Genomic DNA, 25,802 nt, shown 5'->3' on the forward strand with positions numbered 1-25,802 from the left:
CAAATGAAAAATATAGTCCTTGTCGTTTTGTATAACGAAATAATAACAAAATGTGAAACTTTCAAAGCATTAGTATCTTCCTTTGAAAGAAAAGATGCGAGAGTAAAGGATTACCGTGTCGTATTTTGGGATAATAGCAACAAAGATTATAATAAGAATTATATTGGAAACGCGCAACTGACTTTAGAGAATCTCGGTTTGGAGTCTGTTTATATTGAAACTCCCGATAATATCGCGTTATCAAAAATTTATAATACCATTATTGAACAAAGTACTGATGAAGACTATCTAATGATATTCGATCAAGACTCCAGTTTTAATGGTGATTATTTCGATGTTTTCGAAGAATCAATTAAACAAACGCTTCCCGACATAATATTGCCTGTAGTAACGTTCAAGAACAAAATAGTAAGCCCCACCAAAATTTTATACCTCAAAGGTTTTTATTATGATACCCCGCCAAAAGGGCTGGTGTCGAACAAACATATTTCAGCAATAAACAGTGGAATGATAATCTCGTTGAATTTTATAAAGAAAAACAACTTCCGGTATAATAATAAACTCAGGAATTACTGTACTGATGACGATATTATGAAGTTTGTGAGAAATAATGATGCAACTGTTTTTGTCATGGACTATTCATTTGAACATGATTTAAGCCTATCAACCCTGAACTCGAACTCAGAAAGCTTAAGAACAAGATATAACGAGATGATTAACTCTAAAAAAATTGTTTATTCAAGTTCTATTTTTGAAAAAAGTTTCGTTGCATTATATTTCGGTCTACACCGTTTCTATATGTGTCTGAGATTTCGCGATTTAAAATATTTGAAAGGTTAACTTAAGTGACTATTTATATCGCGATTCCAAGATTTGCTCTATCAGGAGGCAATCTTGTTTCTCTTGAATTGGCAAAATATCTCGAGTCTCAGGGGTATCTGGTGTATTGCATATCTGGTTTTCGGAGTGTAAAACCCAGTAGCGTTATTTTGAGAAAACCGCGCCGGGGTAAAATAAATTCATTTGCAAATATATACGATTATTTAATTACTTCATTTCGGGCTTTGTTCTATAAAAATTACATTGCAACCCATCATCTGACATCAGTCTTCAATTTTATAAAAAAAAGTAAATTTTCCCTTGTCCAGGACGTAGAAGTTGATTTCTATCCGGCAAGAATTAAATTTATAGGTAAGCTTTTTTGGAAGAATTACCTGCTATCGAAAAACCTAATATTTACGAATCAAATTCTTTGTTCAAGAATCATTCCTGAGCATAATACCGACATTGAAGGGTTGTCATTTGTTCCCTTTACGATGGATAGCAATCATGACACATCTAAAACCATCGACGTTTTAGGTATTATCAGAGATGGACAATATAAAGATCCTCAAAAAACATTAGAAGTGATGAATCTGATTGAGAGAAAAGGTTGGAACGTGAAAGTCATCAATGCCTCTCGACAACAGATTACAAATAATAATACCATCAATAATTGTAATAGAGAGCAATTCTTAAAATTACTGAATAGAACAAAAGTATTTATATGTCTTTCTAAATGGGAAGGGTTAGGGCTCCCTAATTTGGAAGCATTTGTCGCTGGTTGTGAAATTGTATCAACACCAATACCATCGGCAGTAACATTAAAAGCAGTAATGTCAGAAAGTATAGTAATAGTGAACGACGCTAATAGTAATGAATCGATTGTCGATGTGGTTACTATGCTACTATCTGGCTATGCTAATAACTCTATCAATACTACTGAACGTATGCGATTGTTGCATGAACAATATTCCAAATGGCTCAATTATGCAGAAAGAGCAATAAATAAAGGGATTAGCAAGTGAGTATAGTAATATCCGTTGTGTCACATAATCATTTTGATCTTATAAAAAAGTTAAAAAGTCTCCAACAACTATCCAAAACCTTTAAAGTTTATTTGATAGATAATGTAAAAGAGGATGGATTCAAAGAGTGGTGTGATACCCACGATATATACTATATTGCAAATGATAAAAAATTAGGGTTTGGTGAGAACAATAATATTATTTTCCAAACTGCTTTTAATAATTCACCTTCAGAAGATGACTGGTTCTTAGTACTGAATCCTGACGTCATAGTTGATCCTGAATCTATTTATAATCTTGTAGAAAAGATGAAACTAGATAAAACCCATCTTTCTACGGTCAATTTATACAAAAATGCTGAATGCAATGAATATGATAATGCGGTTAGAAATTTCCCGACCCTCACTGATTTTGTTAAATCATACTTAACTGGAAATAATCCAAGCATTCTGGATAAGTCTAAAATCATTAGAGCAACAGCTGTGGACTGGGCTTCAGGTTCTTTTTTGATGTTCAACGCAAAATTGTATGATGAAATCAATGGTTTTGATAGCAATTACTTCATGTACTGCGAGGATATTGATATATGTTTACGCGCAAAAGTTTTGTGTAAACATAGTGTAGTGTATTACCCAGATATCAAAGCTGTCCATTTAGCAGCGCATTCCAACCGTAAATTATTTTCGAAGAGTTTTTTTTGGCATGTTAGAAGTATGATTCGTTATCTCACGCTAAAAAATAATTATAAACTTTAAAAGTGAGGGTAAAGAATTGGATCGATTGCTGATTAAGAATATATTCTCATTGTTTAGTATTCAGGCTGTAAATTATATATTGCCACTTTTAATTATTCCATATTTAGTTAGAGTGTTAGGGGTTGAAGTATTTGGCGTGTATATTCTTATTTTAACTGTGTCACAATATTTTATAATCTTAACTGAATACGGTTTCAATCTTTCTGCTACAAGAAAAATTGCAGTCAATTTAGATAGTTTTAATTATGTGTCAAAAACATTTAGCTCGGTATTAGCAGCTAAAACCTTTTTAGCTCTAATTGGTATTGTTCTGTTGAACCTAGCGCTCTTATGTATTCCAAAATACCAGGACTACACTGGGTATTTAAATGTTGCATATTTAAGTGTTTGGGGAAGTGTTTTTTTTCCTATCTGGTTATATCAGGCATACGAAAAAATGGTATGGATAGCTGTTTGTAACTTTGTTTCTAGAATTGCAGGCATCATACTCGTTTTTTTATTTGTAAAGTCATCTGAAGATTTATATCTGGCAATTTTAATTCAAGGTTTGATACCTGTAATCGCTGCTGTTATAGCAATGTGCCATAGTCAGATTAAAGGCCTGGCAGATTTTAAAAAAATTGATAAGTTTGACGTTTTGCACGAATTAAAAGACAGTTGGGACATTTTCATATCAACATCATTTGTCAGTTTATATACGACAAGTATTCCAATAATTTTGGGAATGACTTCTGGGGTTGCCAGTGTTGGTATTTTTTCTGCAGCCGATAAAATAAGGCTTGCTCTACAATCTTTAATTAACCCTGTTTCTCAGGCATTATACCCGCGATTAAGCAAACTTATGCAATCAGAGGAAAATGCCGCATTGGCACTAATAAAAAAGACGTTTCAATATTTTGTAATTCCCTTATTTATCCTTAGTCTAGGTGTGATGATTTTTTCTGATAAAATCATCACAATATTTTATGGACAGAATATGCATGACGTTTCCAACTTGCTTAAAATATTGGTATGGATCCCACCCATTGTGGCGATAGCTAACTTATTAGGGATACAAATCATGCTTCCCAAAGGCATGTCCCGACAATTTAGCATAACCTACATTATTTCTGGAATTGTAGGATTTCCAGTGCTCTTTATAAGTTCTGCGGCTTTCTCAATATGGGGTGTATCAGTTGCTTCAATTTTAATAGAAGTCATGGTCGTTACGCTATTTTTCTATTTTATATCTAAATCCAAAAAAACCATTAAAACTTTGTCATAAATAATATGAATCCTCTAATATCAATTTGTATACCCACTAAAGATCGTCTGAAGCATTTAACTGCAACAGTCGAATCAATAATTAATGACGGTGTCGATGTGTCATTGTATGAAATAGTTATCTCTGATAATTCAGACAATGATAATATCAGAATTTATTGTGAGAGTTTGCAAGCTAATGGGTACAGAGTTAAACATGTAAAAAATCCTTTATTAGGGTTTTACAACTCTATTGTATCTCTGAGGGAAGCTTCTGGAAGTTTATTAAAATTGCATAATGACTATAGCTGTTTTGTTAAAGGGCAGTTTTCATTTATGATTAAATTAGTACAAGAGAATATAAATGATATGCCTACCATATTTTTCTCAAATGGCACGCTTGGATTTAATGTAAATAAGCTTTGCAGTAGTAAAGATGATTTTTTCTCAAAAACGCATTTCCAAAATACATGGAGTTCAGCATTTAGCATTTGGAAAAAAGATTTTGATTTAGTTCCGCATGAACGCGAAAATTTAGACTCCATGTTCCCTCACACCTCTATACTGCTAAATTGTATAAAGGAAAATTATTTGATTTGCGATTATGTAATTTTTGAAAATATTTCTGTATCCGGGAAGGGCGGTTATAACCTCTTCGATTGTTTTTGTAATCGATATCTCAATATGTTGAGAGCAAAAGTTAAATCTTCTGAGTTGACCAATAAAACATTTCGTAGAATCAAATGGAAAATGTTTCTTGACTTCGTAACGCCCTGGTACTACAAGACTGTTTCAACGGATCAAGGCTTTACGTTTGATGTTACCAATGCTGATGGCATCATTAAAAAAAACTATGGTATTTTGCCTTATTACGTGATGCTTACCGTTTGTAAAATAAAAAAAATAATTTCCAGGAGATGAATTAAGTGAATTCACTTTTACGTGAACGGCCAATGATTTTTTTATTAAAATTAGTCTTTTATGTGTATTTAAAAATGAGGAACAAATTTTATAGTGCTGCTTTCTCAACTCGTGGTCTTGTTGTAGGTAGAAATATTTCGATTGTAGGAACTAAAAATATTTCCATAGGTAATCATGTAATTTTAGGGAATCAGACTTGGTTAGATTGTATAGACCATGCTACTCTTATTATAGGAGATGATGTGTCATTAAGCCAAAATGTACATGTTTCAGCGATGGTTGAGGTTCGCATCGGCAATGGATGCCTAATTGGAAGTGATGTGTTAGTTACCGACCATGACCATTCATTTGGTCCACAGTACAATGAGGTTTTACCTAAAAATAGACCCTTAATGACAAGAGGAAAAACCATATTAGGTCGTAATGTATGGCTTGGAGACAATGTCAAAGTACTGTCAGGTGTTTCTCTGGGTGATAATGTAGTTGTTGCTTCAAATTCGGTTGTGAATCGATCCTTTCCTGATAATGTAGTGATCGGTGGTATTCCTGCAAAAATATTAAAAGCATTTTAACGTTATAGATATAACGGCATTTCGATTGAATAATAATTAGGTGTCATTTTTGTTGAGGTTGTGATGGATAAGAGAGTATTAATATTTGGTGGCTCAAGTTTTATTGCCCTCAATTTGATCGAAAAATTTCTGATGGAATCTTATGATGTTGTTGTATATGGCCGAACTAAGCCCCATCTTGAATCACCAAAACTGACATTTATTCAGGGTGAGTTATCCAATTTAGAAGATAAAATAGATATTTTAAAAACATACAATATCCAATCGGCAATATATCTAATAAATAATATCCCTGTAAATACGCCGGCTGAAAATTATGATTTACTCATAGATGAGAATAAAAGTGCATTAAAATTAATTTTCTCTGCAGTGGAACGAGTTATATATTTTTCTTCCGGTGGTCGGGTTTACGAAAATAGCGACCTCCCGCATAAAGAAAGTGATCGATTGAGCCCTGTCTGTTCTTATGGGAAAAGTAAAGTTGAATTAGAAAGGTTCATTTCTCAATATGGGAAGAGTATCAATAAAGAACATCTTATTATTAGGCCTTCCAACCCTTTCGGAAAGTACCAAAAAATACATTCGAATCAAGGATTGATTGCAGTTTTAATTGGCAAGATTAGAGAAAATAAAAAAATCCAAGTCTGGGGGACTGGAAAAGAGATCCGAGATTATATTTACATAGATGATTTTGTTAATTTATTTTTTCGTTTGTTTCAGTTCCGTGATGTTAATTATACCGTTTTTAATATTGGTTCTGGTTCTGGTGTTGCAACAATAGATGTGATTAATGCAGTATTCAAAGAAATGAAAACTGAAATGTGTTTAGAGTATTTGAATGTTCAAAGAGAAATTATTCTGACAAATATCTTAGACAATAGTCGGTTATTTTCTGTAATAGGGGGCTATGAAATAACTTCACTCGAAGATGGTTTAAGAATCTTCATTTCTCAAGTCAAAAATGCAAAACAAATTGACTAATTAGTAGTATCTTGGCATGTTTTTTTTAAATTTCTTTATCTGACGATTCATTTAATTGTGTTAAAGATGCAGCCAGGAGCTTTCAATCAGGTTGCTCAGAGCACTTTCTGAATGTAGCAATAGGTTTCCCCGTTGTCATTCTCATGTACAATGCTTGTGTTCATTTGTATAGCCCGGTGCAGTTAAACTTACTGTTAACAGGGGTTTAGACTAAAAACTGGGCGATCAACTATTTCAGACAGGAGTTGCTAATGTCCAAACAACAAATCGGCGTTGTCGGTATGGCGGTCATGGGCCGTAACCTCGCGCTCAACATAGAAAGCCGTGGTTATTCCGTTTCCATTTTTAACCGTTCTGGTGACAAGACTGATGAAGTCATCGCCGAAAACCCGGGTAAAAATCTGGTCCCGCACTACACCGTCGAAGAGTTTGTTGACTCGCTGGAAAAGCCTCGTCGTATCTTGCTGATGGTGAAAGCCGGTGAAGCAACTGATAAAACCATCGCATCCCTGACTCCTCACCTGGATAAAGGCGACATACTGATCGATGGCGGTAACACTTATTATAAAGACACCATTCGTCGTAACCGCGAACTGTCTGAGCAAGGGTTTAACTTCATCGGTACCGGTGTTTCTGGTGGTGAAGAGGGCGCATTGAAAGGCCCATCCATCATGCCTGGCGGTCAGAAAGAAGCGTACGCACTGGTGGCTCCGATTCTCGAGAAAATCGCTGCGCGTGCTGAAGATGGCGACGCTTGCGTAGCTTACATCGGTTCAGATGGTGCAGGTCATTACGTTAAGATGGTTCATAACGGTATCGAATACGGCGACATGCAACTTATCGCAGAAGCGTATTCTCTGTTGAAACAGTCTCTGGATCTGAGCAACGAAGAGCTGGCAACCACTTTTGCTGACTGGAACAAAGGCGAGCTGAGCAGCTACCTGATCGACATCACCAAAGATATCTTCACTAAGAAAGACGAAGAAGGTAAATATCTGGTTGATGTGATCCTCGACGAAGCAGCGAACAAAGGCACCGGTAAATGGACCAGCCAGAGCTCGCTGGATCTGGGCGAACCACTGACCCTGATCACTGAGTCCGTATTTGCCCGTTATCTTTCTTCCCTGAAAGATCAGCGCGTTGCGGCCTCTAAAGTATTGTCTGGCCCGGCGGTTAAACCTTTCTCTGGTGACAAAGCTGAGTTCATTGAGAAAGTACGTCGTGCTCTGTATCTGGGTAAACTGGTTTCTTACGCTCAGGGCTTCTCACAACTCAAAGCTGCTTCAGACGAGAACAACTGGGATCTGAACTACGGCGAAATCGCGAAGATCTTCCGTGCTGGTTGTATCATCCGCGCGCAGTTCCTGCAGAAAATCACCGATGCGTATGCTGAAAATGCATCCATCGCTAACCTGCTGCTGGCTCCGTACTTCAAAAACATTGCTGATGAATATCAGCAAGCGCTGCGTGACGTTGTGTCTTATGCCGTTCAGAACGGTATCCCGACACCAACCTTCTCTGCTGCAATCAACTACTATGACAGCTACCGCTCAGCGGTTCTGCCAGCGAACCTGATCCAGGCACAGCGTGACTACTTTGGTGCGCATACTTACAAACGTACCGACAAAGATGGTGTATTCCATACCGAATGGTTGGATTAATTTAAGCCTCTTAATTTTAACGCCCCGATAAGGGGCGTTTTTTCCGCACCCCCCCTTAATACTCCCTATATCTTTTTCAGTGAAATCTTACGAAAAATATTTTTTCCATATAATTTTTCTGATGAAATCTGTCTATAATCCACTAACGCATAATTTCTTGGCAAATGTGACTGTTATTTTTTAGGGTAAATATGAATCAAGATAGCAACATGATGAAAAATCATTCTGTAAAGCACAATGAAGAGGTCGATCTCATCGATGTTCTGATGCAACTTTGGCGTGGAAAAATGATAATAATTTTTGCCATGGTTTTGACTATTCTTTTAGCGATAGGCTATTTATATGTTGCTAAAGAGAAATGGACTTCAGATGCAATTGTTACCTACCCAGATTCAGGACAAATTGCAAACTACAACAACGCCATGAGCGTACTTTATAGCCAGAACTCCGCAAACGCACCGACAGTTATCGATGTTCAGCAACGTTTTTTTGGTCGGTTCAATGCAGCAATTTCAGCGTTATCAGAACAACTTGGTAATCAGGCTGACCCAGAAAAGCTTGTAATAGCTCCAGCGGTTAAAGATCAACCGGTTCCACTCAAAATCAGTTATACCGCAAAAACAGCTGGAGAGGCGCAAAAAACCCTCACTACTTACATACAGCAAATTAACAAGCGGGTAGTCACGGAACTTGATAATGACTTGCAAACTAGTATCAACTCTAAAATTGAAGACCTTAAAGAGGATTTAGCAACTCAGGAGAAGGTTGCTCAGGAGAAGAAAGACCTCCGATTGAAAATGTTAAATCAAGCACTGCTGGTGGCCCAACAGGCAAAAATTAAAGATACTCTGGTTCAGCAGGCTGAAACACTATCCGAAGATACTCTTTTTGTTCTGGGTAGCGATGCTCTCTCTGCCACCATTAAAAATGAAGCAACACGACCATTGCCTTTTGATGCTTCTTATTATCAAGCCCGTCAGACATTGTTAGCAATTAGTGCGTTAAAGTCTAAGCCTGATTCTACTTATGCACTTAGGTATGTAATGAAGCCAGATCTTCCAATACATAGAGATAGTCCTAAAAAAAGCTTAACTTTGATTTTTGGTGCTTTGATTGGGATTATCATTGGTGCAACGATTGTGTTGACGCGTAACATGGCCAGATCTTACTCACTACGTTCTTGATAAAAGTAAATACAAAAAGCCGCCAATGCTCTTCAGCAAAGGCGGCTTTTTTACGTCTGGACTTTTTTAGCGTTAAAGCCTGCTGTTATTTCTTATGACGCTGACGCAGATTTTCGATCACGGTGCTCAGGTTCAGATCCTGATCCTGCAGTAATACCAGCAGGTGATAAATAAGATCAGAGGCTTCGTTTTTCAGTTCGAAGCGGTCATTGACGGTGGCTGCTAGCGCAGTTTCCACGCCTTCTTCACCGACTTTCTGCGCGATACGTTTGGTCCCGCTGGCGTACAGTTTGGCGGTATAAGAGCTTTCCGGATCGGCAGTTTTGCGCGATGCCAGCAGTTCTTCCAGCTGATACAAAAACGCCCAGTCGGTTTCGGCGGGATGGAAGCAGCTGTTATTCCCTTTGTGGCAGGTCGGACCCACCGGATTTACCAGAACCAGCAACGTGTCGTTATCACAATCTGGCGTGATGCTGACCACATTCAGATAGTTCTCTGACGTTTCACCTTTGGTCCAAAGACGTTCTTTGGTGCGGGAATAAAAGGTGACTTTACCGGAGGACTGGGTAACGCTTAGCGCTTCCTGATTCATATAACCGAGCATCAGTACTTCACCCGACACCGCGTGCTGTATGATGGCCGGCATCAGATTATCCACTTTTGCCCAGTCGAGCTGGCTGATCTGTTCACCGGTTAACAGACCGGTTTTTACGTCCTGATTACTCACAAGCGGATCTCCACGCCATTTTCGGCTAAGTAGCTTTTCAGCTCACCAATATTAATAATTTGTTTGTGGAACACGGAGGCGGCCAGTGCGCCGTCAACCTGTGCTTCGCGGAAGGCATCGAGGAAGTGTGGCATGGTGCCGGCACCGCCGGAGGCGATCAGCGGAACGTGACACACTTCGCGGATCATCTTAAGTTGCGCAAGGTCGTAACCGTTACGCACGCCGTCCTGATTCATCATATTCAGTACAATTTCACCTGCGCCGCGTTCCTGAACTTCTCTCACCCAGTCAATTGTCTGCCAGGTAGTGACTTTGGTACGCGCTTCGTCGCCGGTAAACTGATGCACCTGATAGGTACCGGTCGCCGCATCGTGCCACGTATCAATACCGACAACGATACACTGTACACCATAGCGGTCGGCGAGGCGGCTGATCAATGTCGGGTCAGCCAGTGCGGGTGAATTAATGGAAATCTTGTCTGCACCAAACTGCAAAATCTGGCCTGCATCTTCGAGGCTCTTGATGCCGCCCGCGACACAGAAGGGGATATCGATGACTTCCGCCACGCGTGATACCCAGCTTTTGTCTACCACGCGACCGTCGCTGGACGCCGTAATGTCGTAAAACACCAGTTCGTCTGCGCCTTCCTCAGCGTAACGCTGCGCTAAAGGCACGATGTCGCCGATAATTTCGTGATTGCGGAACTGCACGCCTTTAACAACCTGACCGTCTTTAACGTCGAGGCAGGGGATTATCCGTTTTGCCAGCATGAAATTGCCTCCGTCGCAGTAAATTTACCGTCGAGCAATGCGCGCCCGACAATGACACCTTTTACGCCGCTGTCGCGTAATGCCGCAATATCATCAAGCGAGCCGATGCCGCCGGATGCCTGAAATGCTACCTGCGGATAACGTGCGGTCACTTCACGATAAAGTTCAACGTTAGAACCCGCCAGCGTGCCGTCACGGGAAATATCGGTGCAAAGTACATGTTTCAGGCCGAACGGCAGATATCGCTCGACGACCTGTTCCAGCGTGGCGTTGGAGTTTTCCTGCCAGCCGCTGATGGCGACATTTTTAGTGCCTTCTGGATCGATGCGTACATCAAGTGCCAGAACCAGCGCATCTGCGCCGAAACGGGTGAACCAGCCCTGTACGGTCTGCGTATCTTTTACCGCTGTTGAACCGACCACCACGCGGGTTGCACCGGCGCTGAGCAAAGCCTCAACGTCTTGTTCGGTGCGGATACCGCCACCGACCTGCACCGGCACGGAAACACCGGCCAGCAGTTTGGTCAGCAAAGGGATCTGACGCGCTGCCGGATCCTTTGCGCCAGTCAGATCCACCAGATGCAGACCCTGCGCGCCTTGTTGCTGATAATCCTGCAACCGTGGCAGCGGATCATTGCCGTAGTCACGCTGCTGACCGTAATCACCCTGATGCAAACGCACCACGCTGCCGTCGATCAAATCTAAAGCGGGAATAATCATGCTGTTTACATCTCCAGAAAGTTTTTCAGCAACTGTGCACCAGCGGCACCGGAGCGCTCTGGATGAAACTGCACGCCGAAGAAGTTATCTTTTTGTACGGCTGCGCTGAAGGGCTCACCGTATAGTGTCTGCGCGATGGTGTTTTCGCATACCGGCATGGCAAATCCATGGACGAAATAGAAATAGGCGTTGTCGTCGATACCACGGAAAAGATGGCTGTCGGCGTTGGCAATAACCTGATTCCAGCCCATGTGCGGCAGTGGCAGCCCCATATCCTGCATACGTGTTACCGGCGTTTCGATAATGCCCAGCGTATCAATCCCGCCATTTTCTTCACTCGAAGAAGCCAGCAGTTGCATCCCCAGACAAATACCCAGCACCGGTTGCGTGCAGGCTTTGATGAGTTCGATCAGCTCGCGCTGTTCAAGTTGTTCCATTGCAGCCTGTGCGGTACCGACGCCCGGCAGAAATAACTTGTCTGCCTGCAACACAATTTCCGCTTCACGGCTTACCGTCGGCTCGTAGCCCAGACGTTGCACCGCGTATTTTACGGAAGAGAGGTTGGCACAGCCGGTATCAAGGATAACGACATTCATCACAGCACTCCTTTCGAACTCGGCAGGGTATTGCCATCGACGCGAATTGCCTGGCGCAGTGTGCGGCCAAAGGCTTTGAACAGGCTTTCGACGCGGTGGTGATCGTTCTTGCCCTTGGTGCGCAGATGCAGGGTACAGGCCATCGCGTAGGACAGGGAACGGAAGAAGTGTTCGACCATTTCCGTGCTCAGGTCACCGACGCGCTGATAGTTAAATTCTGCTTTGTATTCCAGGTGCGGACGGCCGGAGATATCCAGCGCACAGCGTGCCAGACATTCATCCATAGGTAGCACGAATCCGAAACGGCCAATGCCACGTTTATCGCCCAGCGCTTTGTTCAACGCTTCGCCCAGCGCCAGTGCGGTATCTTCTACCGTGTGGTGATCGTCGATATACAAATCGCCTTTCACTTCGATGTTCATACGGAAACCGCCGTGCGTGGCAATCTGATCCAGCATATGGTCGAAGAAGCCCACACCGGTGCGGATTTTGCTTTCGCCTTCACGATCCAGCCAGACATCGACATCAATCGCCGTTTCACGCGTCACGCGGTTAACTTTCGCATGGCGGTCACGTTTAGTCAGCTGCTCCGCAATGGCTGCCCAGTTCAGGGTATCGCGCTGATAACGCAGCCCGGTGATGCCCATATTGGCTGCCAGCTGAATATCGGTATCACGATCACCAATCACATAGCTGTTTGCCGTGTCCAGCACGCCGCTTTCCAGATAACCGGTCACCAGTTTGGTTTTCGGTTTACGGCAATCACAGTGATCGGCCGGAAGATGAGGGCAGATCAGAACTTCATCAAAAACGATGCCCTGCGAGGTCAGGATTTGCATCATCAGGTTGTGCGGCGGATCGAAGGTTTCCTGAGGGAAACTGGCGGTACCCAGACCGTCCTGATTGGTGATCATCACCAGTTTGAAACCGGCGTCTTGCAGCGCCAGCAGTGCCGGAATAACGCCCGGCTCGAGAGCCAGTTTATCCAGACGGTCCACCTGGAAATCTTCCGGTGGCTCAGAAATCAGCGTACCGTCGCGGTCGATAAACAGTGTTTTTTGCAATAACGGGCTCTGGCTCACATGTGCTCCTTGCGGGGGCTATTTTGATTATCGTTGATGGTCGTGGCGGTCGCGCCCGGTAACGGTTGCAGTGCGTCAATCACGCGTTGCAACTCGTTACGCGTACCAATGGTAATTCGCAGGCAGCCGGAAAGTCCCGGTTGCTTATTCTGGTCACGCAGGATAATGCCCTGATCCCAGAGGTTTTTAAATACTGCACTTGAAGCAGAGAAACGGGCAAGCACATAGTTCGTGTCGCTGGCAAAAACCTCTTCAACGCAGGCGCATTTTTCCAGTTCTTCCAGTAACCACTCGCGGTTCTCTGTCACGTCGGCCACGCGCTGACGCATAATCGCCAGTCCTTCCGGGCTCAGCGCCTGTGCCGCAATATCGGCGACCGGCGTAGATAAAGGATAAGGCGCGATGACTTTCATTAATAAGCCAATCAGCTCGCTGTTGGCGATCGTGAAGCCGCAGCGCAGACCGGCAAGTGCGAAGGCTTTAGACAGCGTGCGCAAAATGGCCAGGTGTGGGTATTCCTGCAACCAGCCGGAAACTGTCGCCTGCGGGCAGAATTCGATATAAGCCTCATCGACGGCGAGAATCGCGCGGCCACGGGTCATTTCCAGTACGGCGCGGATTTCATCCGGGTCGATAATGTTGCCGGTCGGATTATTCGGGCTGCACACATACACCAGTTTCACCCCGTCGAGGGCGGCTTCAATGGCAGGAATATCCAGAGACCAGTCGGCTTTCGCGGCCACCGTGCGGCCTTCAACGCCAATGGTTTCGGCACTCACGCTGTACATGCCGTAGGTTGGCGGACAATAAAGGATGGCGTCTTTGCCCGGTTCGCAGAATGCGCGGATCAAAAGCTCGATGCCTTCGTCTGCGCCGCGACTGACCAGCACCTGTTCCGGATCCACACCCGCATAAGCTGCATAACGGTTGATGACCAGCGCAGGCTGACATTCCGGATAACGGTTAAAAGTCTGCTGTGTCAGTTCGAACTGTGGTGCGATGGCATATTCGTTGGCATTCAGCCAGACATCACCGTTCCCCCCCAGACGGCGGGCGGACTGATACGGCGTCAGTTCCTGCACATTCTTACGTGCCAGCGCCTGAACGCTGAGGTTGTTTTCGTTGCTCATCAGCGTTGCTCCTTTAAAGCGTTAACGCGCAAAGTCACGGCATTTTTGTGTGCGGTCAGCTGTTCAGCCTGCGCCAGGGTTTCAATGGTATTTGCCAGACCGAGCAAACCTTCAGGTGTTAACTGCTGAACGGTCATGCGTTTCTGGAAATCGGCCAGCCCGAGACTGGAACAGGTCGCGGTGTAACCGTAAGTCGGCAAGACGTGGTTGGTACCGGAGGCGTAATCGCCCGCAGATTCCGGTGACCAGTCACCGAGAAAGACCGAACCGGCGCTGGTAATCCTGTCGACAAGCTGTTCCGGCTCGCGGGTTTGCAGGATCAGGTGCTCCGGACCGTAGGCATTGCTGATGTCGATACATTGCGCGAGGTCTTTCGCCACAATCAGACGGCTGCTCGCCAGCGCCTGACGGGCGATCTCGCTGCGGGATAGTGTCAGCAACTGACGCTCAACGGCTTCGCCAACGGCCTGTGCCATTTTCAAATCAGGTGTCAGCAAAATCACCTGAGAATCCGGGCCGTGTTCAGCCTGTGAAAGTAAATCAGAGGCGACGAAATCAGGTGTGGCACCGCTGTCGGCAATCACCAGCACTTCTGATGGACCGGCAGGCATATCAATCGCCGCGCCGTCCAGGCTCTGACTGACCTGACGTTTGGCTTCGGTCACATAGGCATTACCTGGTCCGAAGATTTTCGCCACACGTGGCACGGTTTCGGTGCCGAAGGCCAGCGCGGCAATCGCCTGCGCACCGCCTAGCTGATACACATCTTCCACACCGCAAAGTTGCGCGGCATACAGAATTTCATCGGCAATCGGTGGAGGAGAACACAGCACCACTTTCTGGCATCCGGCAATACGCGCCGGCGTGGCTAACATTAATACGGTCGATACCAGCGGCGCAGAACCGCCCGGAATATACAGCCCGACTGACTGAATAGGGCGGGTCAGTTGCTGGCAGCGTACGCCCGGCTGAGTTTCGATATCCACCACCGCCAGTTTTTGCGCCTGATGGAAGGTATTGATATTGCGTACGGCGTGGGCCATCGCCTGTTTAACGTCATCACCTAAACGCGCGGATGCTGCCTCGATTTGCTGTGCGGTGACGCGCAATTCCTGAACTTCAGTCTTATCAAAGCGGGCGCAAAACTCGCGCAGCGCACTGTCACCTTCACTGCGCACACGGCGCAGAATTTCACTGACAGATTCGGTAATACGGTCGGACGCCGAAATTGCCGGGCGTGTCAGCAGCTCGCGACGCTGTTGTTCGTCGCATTGCTGCCAGTCAATCGGGGTAGTGAACGCGTCAGGCTTCATGGCTTACTCCATCATTTTTTCGATTGGCAGAACCAGAATTGAGCTGGCGCCCAGCGCTTTCAGTTTCTCCATGGTTTCCCAGAATAACGTTTCGCTGCTGACCATGTGCATGGCCACGCGCTGCTGATCGCCTGCCAGCGGCAGAATCGTCGGACGCTCAGCACCCGGCAGCAGGGCAACGATTTCGTCCAGACGCTCACTCGGCGCGTGCAACATAATGTATTTGGATTCGCGAGCCTGAATAACGCCCTGAATACGGGTCATCATTTTGTCGATCAGCAGTTGTTTCTCTTGCGGCATTTCGCCATCGCGCTGGATCAGACAGGCTTTGGAGCGGTAAATCACTTCAACTTCGCGCAAGCCGTTGGCTTCCAGCGTTGCGCCGGTAGACACCAGGTCGCAAATCGCATCAGACAGACCGGCACGCGGTGCGACTTCAACAGAACCGTTCAGCAGACAAGATTTGAAATCGACGCCTTTTTTATCGAGGTATTGCTTGAGCAGGTGCGGATAAGACGTCGCGATACGGGCATTTTGCAGACTTTGCGGACCGGTATATTCGGTGTCCAGCGGCGTTGCCAGAGACAAGCGGCAGCCGCCGAAATCCAGGCGACGCAGGGTAAAGTAACGTGGGTCTTCGCCCTGAGCGCGACGGCTCAGCAGCTCTTCTTCGAGTACGTTTTCGCCGATGATCCCCAGATCCACCACACCGTCCATCACCAGTCCCGGGATATCGTCATCACGGACACGCAAAATGTCGATGGGCATGTTCTCAGCGAAAGCGATCAGACGCTGTTCCTGCAGGTTGATTTTGATGCCACAGCGCGCCAGTAATTCGCGTGATTCATCGCTCAGGCGACCCGACTTCTGCATTGCTATCCGTAAACGTGTTTTATCCAGCATGATGACCTCAGTTTCTCAATTATTTATATAAATCGTTTTGTTTAAAATTCTTTAATTTCAATCCGTCAGGCCAAAAAAAAAGCCCCCGGAAGAAATCTTCCGGGGGCTATCTCTGCGTTCTGCGCCACTGGAAGATCTAAACAGTCTCCCAGCACCAATCGCCTGAAAGACTAGTCAGGGTGATGGTGATGATGGTGGTTAATCAGAACGTTTGTCATGTCAGTGTCTCAATTCAGTGATTCAGATGCCGCGTGATTCAGTTTGAATCATTCGCCACACATATCAAATTCGTTGCCAATAAAACTAAACTATCGGGCAGCAACAGCGCAACCTTTTTTTCCGATGATGAGTTTTTCTTATCAGCCGCAGGGTTTTCATCTGATTTTTGAATAATCTGTTAACAGACACGAAGAAAACCTTACGCAGACTGAACGGGGAAAAGGCGACCTTTGCTAGTATAAAGGAAGATATCAGCAGTTGGTGACGTGATACCAGGTGCCTCTGAACAAATGGAGCAAAGTATGAAGAAGGTTTCGATTATCGGACTGGGCTGGCTGGGAATGCCACTGGCGATGGCGCTGGCTGCAAAAGGCTACGATGTCGTGGGCAGCAAAACGACGCTGGATGGCGTGGACGCTGCAAGAATGGTGGGGATCGAATGCTTCCCGCTGATTTTCACACCAGAAATGGAATGCGAAGCGGAAGATCTCGATCGTCTTCTTAATGTGGATGCCCTGATTATCACTCTGCCCGCGCGCCGGACCGTGGAGGGCAGTGAACTTTATTTCCAGGCGGTGCAGCAGTTAACCGACAGTGCGCTGGCGCATAACGTGAAACGGATTATTTTCACCAGTTCGACGTCGGTATACGGCGAAAGAGAGGGCGTGGTGCGGGAAGACTCTCCTCTCGAGCCGGTGACTGCCAGTGGCAAAGTCCTTAAAGAGCTGGAGAACTGGTTCCACGGACTGCCGAATACGTCCGTCGATGTACTGCGTCTGGCGGGTCTGGTAGGCGGAGATCGCCATCCTGGCCGTTTCATGGCCGGTAAGAGCCAGGTGAAAGGCGGTCAACACGGGGTCAATCTGGTGCATCAGGATGACGTAGTGGCGGCAATTGCGTTATTGCTCAGCCGGCCAAAAGGCGGGCATACCTTTAACTTATGTGCACCGAAGCATCCGGCGAAAGCGGATTACTATCCGGCACTGGCAAGACAAATGGGGCTGCAACCGCCAACCTTTGCTGAAGAAGGTTCAGCAGGAAAGGGCAAAATCGTGGATGGCGAGCGGATCTGCAAAGAACTCGGTTTTGAGTATCAGTATCCGGACCCGCAATCTATGCCTTTTTAATCGTTAAATCGTTTTTGAATAATAATAAGTTATGGCCTGCCTGAAATATCGGCAGGCTTTTTTTATTCAGCTGGATTAACACACAATGACATTCCCCGTTACTTTGAATGAAAGTAATCACCCTTCAAAAGTATCCGCAGTCGTATATTTCACTAATAAGACAAGTTAATGACCTTCCGTTCCTCCGGTTATTCACTTATACCTTTAATTATCTCCGTTAAAAATGTGTCTTATGCGTATTTCATGGGGGAATTCTGGCGTGGGATGCTGGTTAGGTAATAAAAATCCTATTCTTGAGCTGTTAATTTACGCTTGCACCGCACAAACCACTTTTTTAAGCCCAATCATTAAAGTTTTTCTGAACAGTTGCCGATAGGTAAGCACGGCAAAAATCCGCTGTTTCATCACTTCTCCTTATCAATCTGGTCTGATGACTGGATGATTCCTCCTGCGCAGTAACAAATTATTACGATCATTGTCTTTTTACTTTTGAAACCACGTGGTTGCTCACGATTTCAGAACAATTCGTCCTTATTTTAAACACCATTTCTTAAGATAACTCCCCGAAACGCCCCGCCCTGACTGGGTTGCGCATTATTAGCACAATGATCACGCTATTTGAAATTTGCAGCATATAACACTGCATGAACTATGATTAATTGCTGCGTGTGCTAATCATTTGGCTTTAGGTGGTCTTTGTACAAAATGATCTAAAAATGGCGAAAAAAGACAGTTTGAAGACAGCTTTTTAGATGGTTTTTTACTTTTGACTTAAATCTGCGCAAATTCTCACGATAAATTGCACTTTTGGAGACAAAATAAATTTCAAAAGTGTGATGTGTGTCACACTTTATTCAAAATTCGTCCACGGCAAGATTGTATGTGTAAAGGGAACGGGGTTAGAGTTGCGTCGTAGTAAGATAATTCCTAATAATGTATGTAAAAGCGTTTCACTGAATGACACGCCATCACAGCAACGGACCCTGCCAGTACACCAAAATTAAAGTGTTTCACTAATACTTAGCAGTGCAATTGTCACAATTAATTTAGTTTACATCAGGAACAACTTTGTATTGGCGGTGAAGTAAATACCGCGGGATAAATCTAACTTTCATTGTGGGATTTATTAAGCAGCCAATGATCCAATTGTTTTGATAGTAAAAAATACTCCTGTCACGCCGGGTGAAACTCTCGCTGCATGGAATATGTCTATCAATCAGCCACCTTTAAAAGTGGCATCGGTAATGGGGTAGAACAGAATGTCCGAATTGCTTAAGCACATATATGATATCAACCTGTCATATTTACTGTTGGCGCAGCGTTTGATTAACGACGAAAAAGCCTCAGCGATGTTCCGGTTGGGAATTGATGACGTCATGGCAGACACACTTGGCCAGCTCACGTTGCCACAGATGGTGAAATTAGCTGAAACGAACCAGCTTTTGTGTCAGTTCCGCTTTGATGACAGCAAAACAATTGAACGTCTGACACAAGAATCGCGCGTGGATGACCTGCAGCAAATCCATACCGGCATTCTGTTGTCGAGTCATTTGCTCAAAGGTCTGGCTGCGAAAGACAGCGGCGCGATGAAGAAAAGGGCGTAGCTATGTCTGGGAAAGATGGGTTAACCAAACCGGCAGAAAAAAGTATCGTTCAGGAAGCGCGCGACATTCAGCTTGCCATGGAACTGATTACGCTGGGTGCACGGCTACAGATGCTGGAAAGCGAAACGCAATTAAGTCGTGGCCGGCTGATCAAACTGTACAAAGAACTGCGTGGAAGTCCTCCGCCGAAAGGAATGTTGCCGTTCTCTACTGACTGGTTTATGACCTGGGAACAAAACATTCATTCTTCCATGTTTTACAACGCGTACTCTTTCCTCTTAAAGAGCGGGCATTGTAATGGGGTGGAAGCGGTGATTAAAGCTTACCGTCTGTATCTTGAACAATGTCCTGAACAACCCGGTGAAGCGCCGATCCTCGCGCTGACACGTGCGTGGACACTGGTCCGTTTTGTCGACAGCGGCATGTTGCAACTCTCTGCGTGTAACTGCTGTGACGGTTCATTTATTACCCATGCACACCAGCCCCGTCACGGGTTTGTTTGCAGTCTTTGCCAGCCCCCATCCCGAGCAGTAAAAAAACGTAAACTTTCCCCGCAGGTTGCCGATATAACATCTCAAGAGCTGGACGAACAGGTCAAGCGCGCTGTCTGAGATGATTGGGTTGCAGTAAGTCGTTCTGAGCGGTGGTAACGCCGCTCATCAATTTCCCCCCGAATATCTCAGTCATTACTGGCACCGTTTATGCACCTCTTAGCGGCATAAACCTTGGCAGAATCATGGCGTCGCGCTTTTCCTCGCCCTAAAACCACATCGAATTAAGGATTCATCGTGCTAGTGATAATAGGTTACATCGTGGTGTTGGGCTCAGTGTTCGGCGGTTTCATGCTCGTCGGCGGTGAACTGGGCGCGTTATACCAACCCGCAGAATTACTCATCATCGGCGGTGCAGGCATCGGTGCCTTTTTCGTGGGTAACAACGGAAAAGCGATTAAATCCACAATGCGCGCGCTGCCTCAGTTGTTCCGCGCATCGAAATACAACAAAGCGTTGTACATGGATCTGATGGCGTTGCTGTACCGCTTACTGGCGAAATCACGTCAGCAGGGGATGCTGTCGCTGGAAAATGACATCGACAATCCCAACGAAAGCGACATTTTCGCTAATTATCCGCGCATCCTTGCCGATAAGCATTTAGTCGAATATCTGACGGATTATCTGCGCCTGATGGTGAGCGGCAACATGAATGCTTTTGAAATCGAAGCATTGATGGATGAAGAAATCGAAACCTACGAGCACGAAAGCGAAGTGCCTGCCAACAGCCTGGCGCTGGTCGGTGATTCACTCCCGGCGTTCGGTATCGTCGCGGCGGTCATGGGCATCGTTCATACCCTGGCGGCGGCGGATCGTCCGGCGGCTGAGCTCGGTGCGCTGATTGCACATGCGATGGTCGGGACCTTCCTCGGTATCCTTCTGGCATACGGGTTTATTTCTCCGCTTGCCAGCGTTCTGCGCCAGAAAAGCGCGGAAAACGCCAAGATGATGCAATGCATCAAAGTGACATTGCTTTCCAGCATCAATGGCTATGCGCCACAAATCGCGGTCGAGTTTGGCCGTAAGACGTTGTACACCTCCGAGCGTCCTTCCTTCATTGAACTGGAGGAGCACGTTCGCCAGGTTAAGTCGCCGGCTCAGAAACAAACTGAAGAAGAAAAAGTATGAAGCATCAAAGCCATCCAATCGTTGTTGTCCGCAAGAAAAAGAACAAGCACGGCGGAGGGCATCACGGCGGTTCGTGGAAGATTGCTTACGCTGACTTTATGACAGCGATGATGGCTTTCTTCCTGGTGATGTGGCTGATTTCGATCTCCAGCCCTAAAGAACTGGTGCAAATTGCCGAATACTTTCGTACACCGCTGGCGGTGGCGATAACCGGCGGGCCGCGCAGCAGTGATGCGACCAGCCCGATCCCGGGCGGCGGGGAAGACCCGACCGTGCAGGACGGCGAAGTGCACAAAATGGATCAGTCGCAGGGCGAGAGCAAACGTGAGGCCGGTGATTTACAACGGTTGCAGCAGAAACTCGAAGACATGCTGGCGTCTGACCCGCGGCTGAAAGATTTGCGTCCGCATCTGATGATTAATCTGACCGAACAGGGTTTGCGCATCCAGATTATTGATAGCAAAAATCGTCCGATGTTCCAGCTGGGCAGCGCGATTGTCGAGCCGTATATGCGCGATATTCTGCGCGCTATCGGACCGGTGCTGGATGATTTTCCGAATAAAATCAGTCTTGCGGGACATACGGACGATATGCCGTATGCGCAGGGCGAACGCGGGTACAGCAACTGGGAGCTTTCGACAGATCGCGCAAATGCCTCGCGGCGCGAAATGATTATCGGCGGACTCAGTGAAGGCAAAGTTCTGCGCGTGATGGGCATGGGATCCACCATGCAGCTAAAAAACCATCCGGCGGGTGACGCGATTAACCGGCGTATCAGCATTTTAGTTCTGAACAAACATGCTGAAGAAGCGATTGAACGTGAAAACAGCGAGGGTGAAGCGATCACTATCAGTGACGCCGGCGAACTGCAAAAAGCTGTGCCGGGACGTCAGACGGCACCCGCGCTGGCGCCAAAAATGAGCCCGGCTCCGGCTGCACCTGCGGTACCTGATTCATCAGCAGCACCAGCAACATCACAATTACAGGCACCATCAATACCCGGGATTGAGACGCAGACGCCAGTGACACCACCGGCAGGCGCTCAACCTGCGACGGCAGCTCCGGCTGTCGCGGCAGGCACGGCACCTGCGACACATTAACAAGCCGCGATTCACAGCAGAGGTGATCACGTGAGCATGGATATTACTGATTTTTATCAGACATTTTTTGATGAAGCAGACGAGCTGCTGGCGGACATGGAACAACATCTGTTGTTACTTGATCCGCAGGCGCCAGATGTTGAGCAGCTCAATGCGATTTTCCGCGCAGCGCACTCAATCAAAGGCGGGGCGGCAACGTTTGGATTTACGGTTTTGCAGGAAACGACCCACTTACTGGAAAACCTGCTCGACGGTGCGCGTCGCGCTGAAATGAGCCTGAGCACCGACATCATCAACCTGTTTCTGGAAACAAAAGACATTATGCAGGAGCAACTCGACGCCTATAAATCCTCCCGGGATCCTGATGCAGAAAGCTTTGAATATATCTGTGCAGCCCTGAGACAACTGGCCCTCGACGCGCAGGAACAGCGCGAGCCTGCGCCGGAACTTCACGTGGTGGAAGATGAACCCGCAGCGGCCGCGCCCGTCGCGGCAGCAACGCCTGCGGCGAAAGGCGGGATGCGTGTCCGCCTGTCCGGTCTGAAAACGCAGGAAGTGCCTGTCATGCTCGAAGAGCTGGGCAATCTTGGCGAAATCAAAGATCCGGTTCAGACCGCAGACAGCGTGGAAGCCACGCTTATCACCACGGTGACCGAAGACGACATTATTGCAGTGCTATGTTTTGTGCTGGAACCGGAGCAAATCAGTTTCACACAGGCTGCTGTGCCTGCGGTTGCTGAATCCGCACCTGCGCCAGCCCCGGCTGTCACTGAAAGCGCCGCCGTCGCCGTGCGTCCGGCACCGGTTCTGACTGCCGTGCCGAACAGCGAACCGGCGAAAGCCCGTGCGCCAAAAGCCGCTGAATCGACCAGTATTCGTGTCGCCGTCGAAAAAGTGGATCAGCTGATCAACCTGGTCGGCGAACTGGTGATCACTCAGTCGATGCTGGCGCAACGTTCCGATTTGCTGGATCCGGTGGTTCACAGCGACCTGCTCAACAGCATGGGACAGCTTGAGCGCAACGCCCGTGATTTGCAGGAATCGGTAATGTCGATTCGTATGATGCCGATGGAATTCGTGTTCAGCCGCTTCCCGCGTCTGGTGCGCGATCTCGCCAGCAAACTGAATAAGCAAATCGAACTGACCCTGCTCGGCAGCTCTACCGAACTGGATAAGAGCCTGATCGAACGCATCATCGACCCGTTAACGCACCTGGTGCGTAACAGTCTGGATCACGGTGTGGAAACACCGGAAGTGCGTATTGCCAACGGCAAAGAGCCAACCGGTAACCTGACGCTTTCTGCTGAACATCAGGGCGGGAATATCTGCATCGAGGTCATCGATGACGGTGCCGGTCTGAACCGCGAACGTATTCTGGCGAAAGCCGCGTCGCAGGGCATGAACGTCAGCGAAAACATGAGCGATGAAGAAGTCGGCATGTTGATCTTCGCTGCCGGGTTCTCGACCGCAGAAAAAGTCACGGATGTTTCCGGTCGCGGCGTCGGCATGGACGTCGTGAAACGTAACATTCAGGAAATGGGCGGCCATGTTGAAATCCATTCCCAGCAGGGGAAAGGGACGACCATCCGTATTCTGTTGCCGCTGACGCTGGCCATTCTCGACGGCATGTCCGTTAAAGTGGGCGAAGAAGTCTTTATTCTGCCGCTGAATGCCGTCATGGAATCGCTGCAACCGCTGGCTGAAGATTTGCATCCGCTGGCCGGTGGCGAGCGTGTTCTGCAGGTGCGTGGTGAATACCTGCCGCTGGTTGAGCTCTATAACGTCTTCGATGTGAAAGAGGCCAAAACCGAAGCCACACAGGCCATTGTTGTGATTTTACAAAGTGCAGGCCGTCGCTACGCCTTGCTGGTTGATCAGCTGATTGGTCAGCATCAGGTGGTGGTGAAAAACCTGGAAAGTAACTATCGCAAAGTGCCTGGCATTTCCGCCGCCACCATATTGGGCGACGGCAGTGTGGCATTGATCGTGGATGTGTCTGCCTTGCAGTCGCTGAACCGCGACAAACTGGCAACGGGCGTCTCTGCCGCATAACCAGCAACGCTTCCGGTGACCGCAATGTCGCCGGGTGTGAAAAACTCAGGCCGATTAAAAGATAAAAGCAAAGGTGAACAACATGGCAGGACTTGCAACCGTGGCAAAAATTGCGGGTGAAACAGTAGGTCAGGAATTTCTGATCTTTACTTTAGGCGACGAAGAATACGGCATTGATATCCTGAAAGTGCAGGAAATCCGCGGTTACGATCAGGTAACCCGCATTGCTAACACGCCTGCGTTTATTAAAGGTGTCACCAACCTGCGCGGCGTTATCGTGCCTATCCTCGACCTGCGTGTGAAGTTCGCGCAGGAAGATGTGATTTACAATGAAAACACCGTGGTGATCGTGCTGAACTTCGAAAACCGCGTCGTCGGGATCGTGGTAGACGGCGTATCCGACGTGCTTTCTCTGAGCCAGGATCAGATCCGTCCGGCGCCGGAATTCGCGGTGACCATGTCGACGGAATACCTGACGGGGCTGGGTTCGCTCGGCGACCGGATGTTGATTCTGGTGGATATTGAGAAGTTGTTGAGTAGTGAGGAAATGGCGCTGGTTGATAGCGTGACGAAAATTTAAGTCTTTAAAGTCAAGGTCGTGGGCTCGCCGCCCACACTGGCCCAGAGACCCGCAGTCGCGCGGGCCTCTGGACTCCACGCTCTTTTCACTGCGCGCTATCGCAGGTATGACGGACATGTTCTGTCACCGCCGCGTGTGGCGCAAAATCTTGCCGCGTTGCGGTGCCTTCTCTCGGTCCTGAAGCCTACGGTCTTCAGGCCGCTCCGTTCAGCAAGATTTTTAATCACGCCATTCCCGATCGAATAAAACCTTCGTTCTGATTCTTTCCCAAAATCCAATGCGGAAGGGTGTTGTCTTGCTCCTTCCCCTGCGAAGGGGAAGGCCGGGATGGGGTATTAATGGCATTTCCGAACTGACCCTTTTTTTTGCGCCTCCGCTAACTCATTGATTTAAAATACTCACTAAACCTCTCAAAAAAAGAGGGTATTTCTCCCCAAACAGGGATAATCTTTTGCACTTCAATGCGTAACCCTGAAAACCCAACTGTTCACTGCCGTACAGGCAGCTTAGAAAATCAGGGTGTGAACGTGATGCAGGAATTTGCTGTTCACTGCCGTACAGGCAGCTTAGAAAAGAGGGACTGAGCCGCGAAGAAACCATGGAGTGTTCACTGCCGTACAGGCAGCTTAGAAAAACCTCACGCACGAACCAGATGGCCGTAGAGTGTTCACTGCCGTACAGGCAGCTTAGAAAAGATTGACCATGCGTAAGTAACACCAGCAATAGTTCACTGCCGTACAGGCAGCTTAGAAACGAACGAGTCCAAAGATGCTCGGTTCCTTCGCGTTCACTGCCGTACAGGCAGCTTAGAAATAATGATTCATACCAGTCAAATCCATCCAGATGTTCACTGCCGTACAGGCAGCTTAGAAAATCACAGCAGCTGACGTTAAAAAAACAGTGCGGTTCACTGCCGTACAGGCAGCTTAGAAAGCTCTCAGCGCCGTTTTAAGTAGAGTTGAAAGGTTCACTGCCGTACAGGCAGCTTAGAAAGATCACCGCATCGCCGTAACCAAGGATTAATTGTTCACTGCCGTA

At 46.8% G+C, this 25,802-nt stretch carries 24 protein-coding genes, 1 CRISPR repeat array and 1 other annotated feature; of the genes, 16 read left to right on the forward strand and 8 right to left on the reverse strand.

From position 1 onward, the window contains the following. Positions 1-3 precede the first annotated feature (3 nt). The 9 genes from CKQ54_RS12760 to wzzB all read left to right on the forward strand — a co-directional run bounded on the left by CKQ54_RS12760 (position 4) and on the right by wzzB (position 9,163). Positions 4-840: a glycosyltransferase gene (locus tag CKQ54_RS12760; RefSeq protein ID WP_120162755.1), complete on the forward strand. Its 837-nt coding sequence runs from the start codon at positions 4-6 to the stop codon at positions 838-840. 5 nt (positions 841-845) lie between these two features. Next, entirely contained in the window at positions 846-1,847 is a 1,002-nt protein-coding gene (locus CKQ54_RS12765) for a glycosyltransferase (protein ID WP_120349678.1), read from the forward strand. Beyond that, positions 1,844-2,602 carry a glycosyltransferase family 2 protein gene (locus tag CKQ54_RS12770; RefSeq protein ID WP_120162701.1) on the forward strand — a complete coding sequence of 253 codons (759 nt, stop codon included), beginning with the start codon at positions 1,844-1,846 and terminating at the stop codon, positions 2,600-2,602. The genes CKQ54_RS12765 and CKQ54_RS12770 overlap by 4 nt, the downstream gene beginning before the upstream one ends. A gap of 16 nt (positions 2,603-2,618) precedes the next feature. After that, positions 2,619-3,866, forward strand: coding sequence for a flippase (locus tag CKQ54_RS12775; RefSeq protein WP_120162702.1), 1,248 nt, complete (start codon positions 2,619-2,621; stop codon positions 3,864-3,866). A 5-nt stretch (positions 3,867-3,871) separates the two neighbouring features. Then, a complete protein-coding gene (locus CKQ54_RS12780; protein ID WP_120162703.1) occupies positions 3,872-4,765 on the forward strand; it encodes a glycosyltransferase family 2 protein in 894 nt (297 codons plus the stop codon). Positions 4,766-4,770: 5 nt separating this feature from the next. Beyond that, positions 4,771-5,337 carry a DapH/DapD/GlmU-related protein gene (locus CKQ54_RS12785; RefSeq protein WP_244220203.1) on the forward strand — a complete coding sequence of 189 codons (567 nt, stop codon included), beginning with the start codon at positions 4,771-4,773 and terminating at the stop codon, positions 5,335-5,337. Between the two features lie 63 nt (positions 5,338-5,400). Further along, complete coding sequence (locus CKQ54_RS12790; RefSeq protein ID WP_120162704.1) at positions 5,401-6,318, forward strand: NAD-dependent epimerase/dehydratase family protein; 918 nt, start codon at positions 5,401-5,403, stop codon at positions 6,316-6,318. A 251-nt stretch (positions 6,319-6,569) separates the two neighbouring features. Continuing rightward, positions 6,570-7,979, forward strand: coding sequence for an NADP-dependent phosphogluconate dehydrogenase (gndA, locus tag CKQ54_RS12795; RefSeq protein WP_120162705.1), 1,410 nt, complete (start codon positions 6,570-6,572; stop codon positions 7,977-7,979). 191 nt (positions 7,980-8,170) lie between these two features. Beyond that, entirely contained in the window at positions 8,171-9,163 is a 993-nt protein-coding gene (wzzB, locus tag CKQ54_RS12800) for an LPS O-antigen chain length determinant protein WzzB (RefSeq protein ID WP_120162706.1), read from the forward strand. An 85-nt stretch (positions 9,164-9,248) separates the two neighbouring features. Here wzzB and hisIE read toward each other — a convergent pair whose 3' ends face one another. The 8 genes from hisIE to hisG are packed head-to-tail and all read right to left on the reverse strand — an operon-like array spanning position 9,249 to position 16,403. After that, positions 9,249-9,863, reverse strand: a complete 615-nt coding sequence (gene hisIE, locus CKQ54_RS12805) for a bifunctional phosphoribosyl-AMP cyclohydrolase/phosphoribosyl-ATP diphosphatase HisIE (RefSeq protein ID WP_120162757.1) — start codon at positions 9,861-9,863, stop codon at positions 9,249-9,251. Between the two features lie 23 nt (positions 9,864-9,886). Further along, a complete protein-coding gene (gene hisF, locus CKQ54_RS12810; RefSeq protein WP_120162707.1) occupies positions 9,887-10,660 on the reverse strand; it encodes an imidazole glycerol phosphate synthase subunit HisF in 774 nt (257 codons plus the stop codon). Next, a complete protein-coding gene (hisA, locus tag CKQ54_RS12815) occupies positions 10,642-11,379 on the reverse strand; it encodes a 1-(5-phosphoribosyl)-5-[(5-phosphoribosylamino)methylideneamino]imidazole-4-carboxamide isomerase (protein ID WP_120162708.1) in 738 nt (245 codons plus the stop codon). Before hisA ends, hisF begins: the two co-directional genes overlap by 19 nt. A 5-nt stretch (positions 11,380-11,384) precedes the next feature. Continuing rightward, the gene (gene hisH, locus CKQ54_RS12820) at positions 11,385-11,975 is read right to left on the reverse strand and encodes an imidazole glycerol phosphate synthase subunit HisH (RefSeq protein WP_120162709.1); all 591 of its coding nucleotides are present in this window, start codon (positions 11,973-11,975) and stop codon (positions 11,385-11,387) included. After that, positions 11,975-13,039: a bifunctional histidinol-phosphatase/imidazoleglycerol-phosphate dehydratase HisB gene (gene hisB / locus CKQ54_RS12825; protein WP_425272811.1), complete on the reverse strand. Its 1,065-nt coding sequence runs from the start codon at positions 13,037-13,039 to the stop codon at positions 11,975-11,977. Before hisB ends, hisH begins: the two co-directional genes overlap by 1 nt. 14 nt (positions 13,040-13,053) lie before the next feature. Further along, on the reverse strand, positions 13,054-14,187 hold the full coding sequence (gene hisC, locus CKQ54_RS12830) for a histidinol-phosphate transaminase (RefSeq protein ID WP_120162711.1): 1,134 nt from the start codon (positions 14,185-14,187) through the stop codon (positions 13,054-13,056). Then, positions 14,187-15,500, reverse strand: a complete 1,314-nt coding sequence (gene hisD / locus CKQ54_RS12835; protein WP_120162712.1) for a histidinol dehydrogenase — start codon at positions 15,498-15,500, stop codon at positions 14,187-14,189. Before hisD ends, hisC begins: the two co-directional genes overlap by 1 nt. Before the next feature lie 3 nt (positions 15,501-15,503). Beyond that, positions 15,504-16,403 carry an ATP phosphoribosyltransferase gene (hisG, locus tag CKQ54_RS12840; protein ID WP_013575087.1) on the reverse strand — a complete coding sequence of 300 codons (900 nt, stop codon included), beginning with the start codon at positions 16,401-16,403 and terminating at the stop codon, positions 15,504-15,506. 73 nt (positions 16,404-16,476) lie between these two features. Beyond that, positions 16,477-16,598: a sequence feature (His leader region), on the reverse strand. A 326-nt stretch (positions 16,599-16,924) separates the two neighbouring features. On the opposite strand from hisG, the gene CKQ54_RS12845 reads away from it, so the two are divergent. The 7 genes from CKQ54_RS12845 (at position 16,925) to cheW (ending at position 24,764) form a co-directional block, all read left to right on the forward strand. Beyond that, a complete protein-coding gene (locus CKQ54_RS12845) occupies positions 16,925-17,749 on the forward strand; it encodes an SDR family oxidoreductase (protein ID WP_120162713.1) in 825 nt (274 codons plus the stop codon). 1,259 nt (positions 17,750-19,008) lie between these two features. Beyond that, the gene (gene flhD, locus CKQ54_RS12850) at positions 19,009-19,353 is read left to right on the forward strand and encodes a flagellar transcriptional regulator FlhD (RefSeq protein ID WP_101078669.1); all 345 of its coding nucleotides are present in this window, start codon (positions 19,009-19,011) and stop codon (positions 19,351-19,353) included. 2 nt (positions 19,354-19,355) lie between these two features. Beyond that, positions 19,356-19,964: a flagellar transcriptional regulator FlhC gene (gene flhC / locus CKQ54_RS12855; RefSeq protein ID WP_112291020.1), complete on the forward strand. Its 609-nt coding sequence runs from the start codon at positions 19,356-19,358 to the stop codon at positions 19,962-19,964. 177 nt (positions 19,965-20,141) lie between these two features. Next, positions 20,142-21,032, forward strand: coding sequence for a flagellar motor stator protein MotA (gene motA, locus CKQ54_RS12860; RefSeq protein ID WP_120162714.1), 891 nt, complete (start codon positions 20,142-20,144; stop codon positions 21,030-21,032). Beyond that, positions 21,029-22,132, forward strand: a complete 1,104-nt coding sequence (gene motB, locus CKQ54_RS12865; RefSeq protein ID WP_120162715.1) for a flagellar motor protein MotB — start codon at positions 21,029-21,031, stop codon at positions 22,130-22,132. The genes motA and motB overlap by 4 nt, the downstream gene beginning before the upstream one ends. A gap of 36 nt (positions 22,133-22,168) precedes the next feature. Next, positions 22,169-24,184, forward strand: a complete 2,016-nt coding sequence (gene cheA, locus CKQ54_RS12870; protein WP_208644617.1) for a chemotaxis protein CheA — start codon at positions 22,169-22,171, stop codon at positions 24,182-24,184. 82 nt (positions 24,185-24,266) lie between these two features. Beyond that, positions 24,267-24,764 (forward strand): chemotaxis protein CheW, encoded by a 498-nt coding sequence (gene cheW / locus CKQ54_RS12875; protein ID WP_013575095.1) that lies wholly within the window; start codon positions 24,267-24,269, stop codon positions 24,762-24,764. Between the two features lie 485 nt (positions 24,765-25,249). Further along, a CRISPR array of direct repeats spans positions 25,250-25,757; the repeat unit is 28 nt; unit sequence GTTCACTGCCGTACAGGCAGCTTAGAAA. The last annotated feature ends 45 nt before the right edge of the window (positions 25,758-25,802 follow it).

It is taken from the genome of Rahnella variigena (assembly GCF_003610915.1).
Classification (GTDB): Bacteria; Pseudomonadota; Gammaproteobacteria; order Enterobacterales; family Enterobacteriaceae; genus Rahnella; species Rahnella variigena.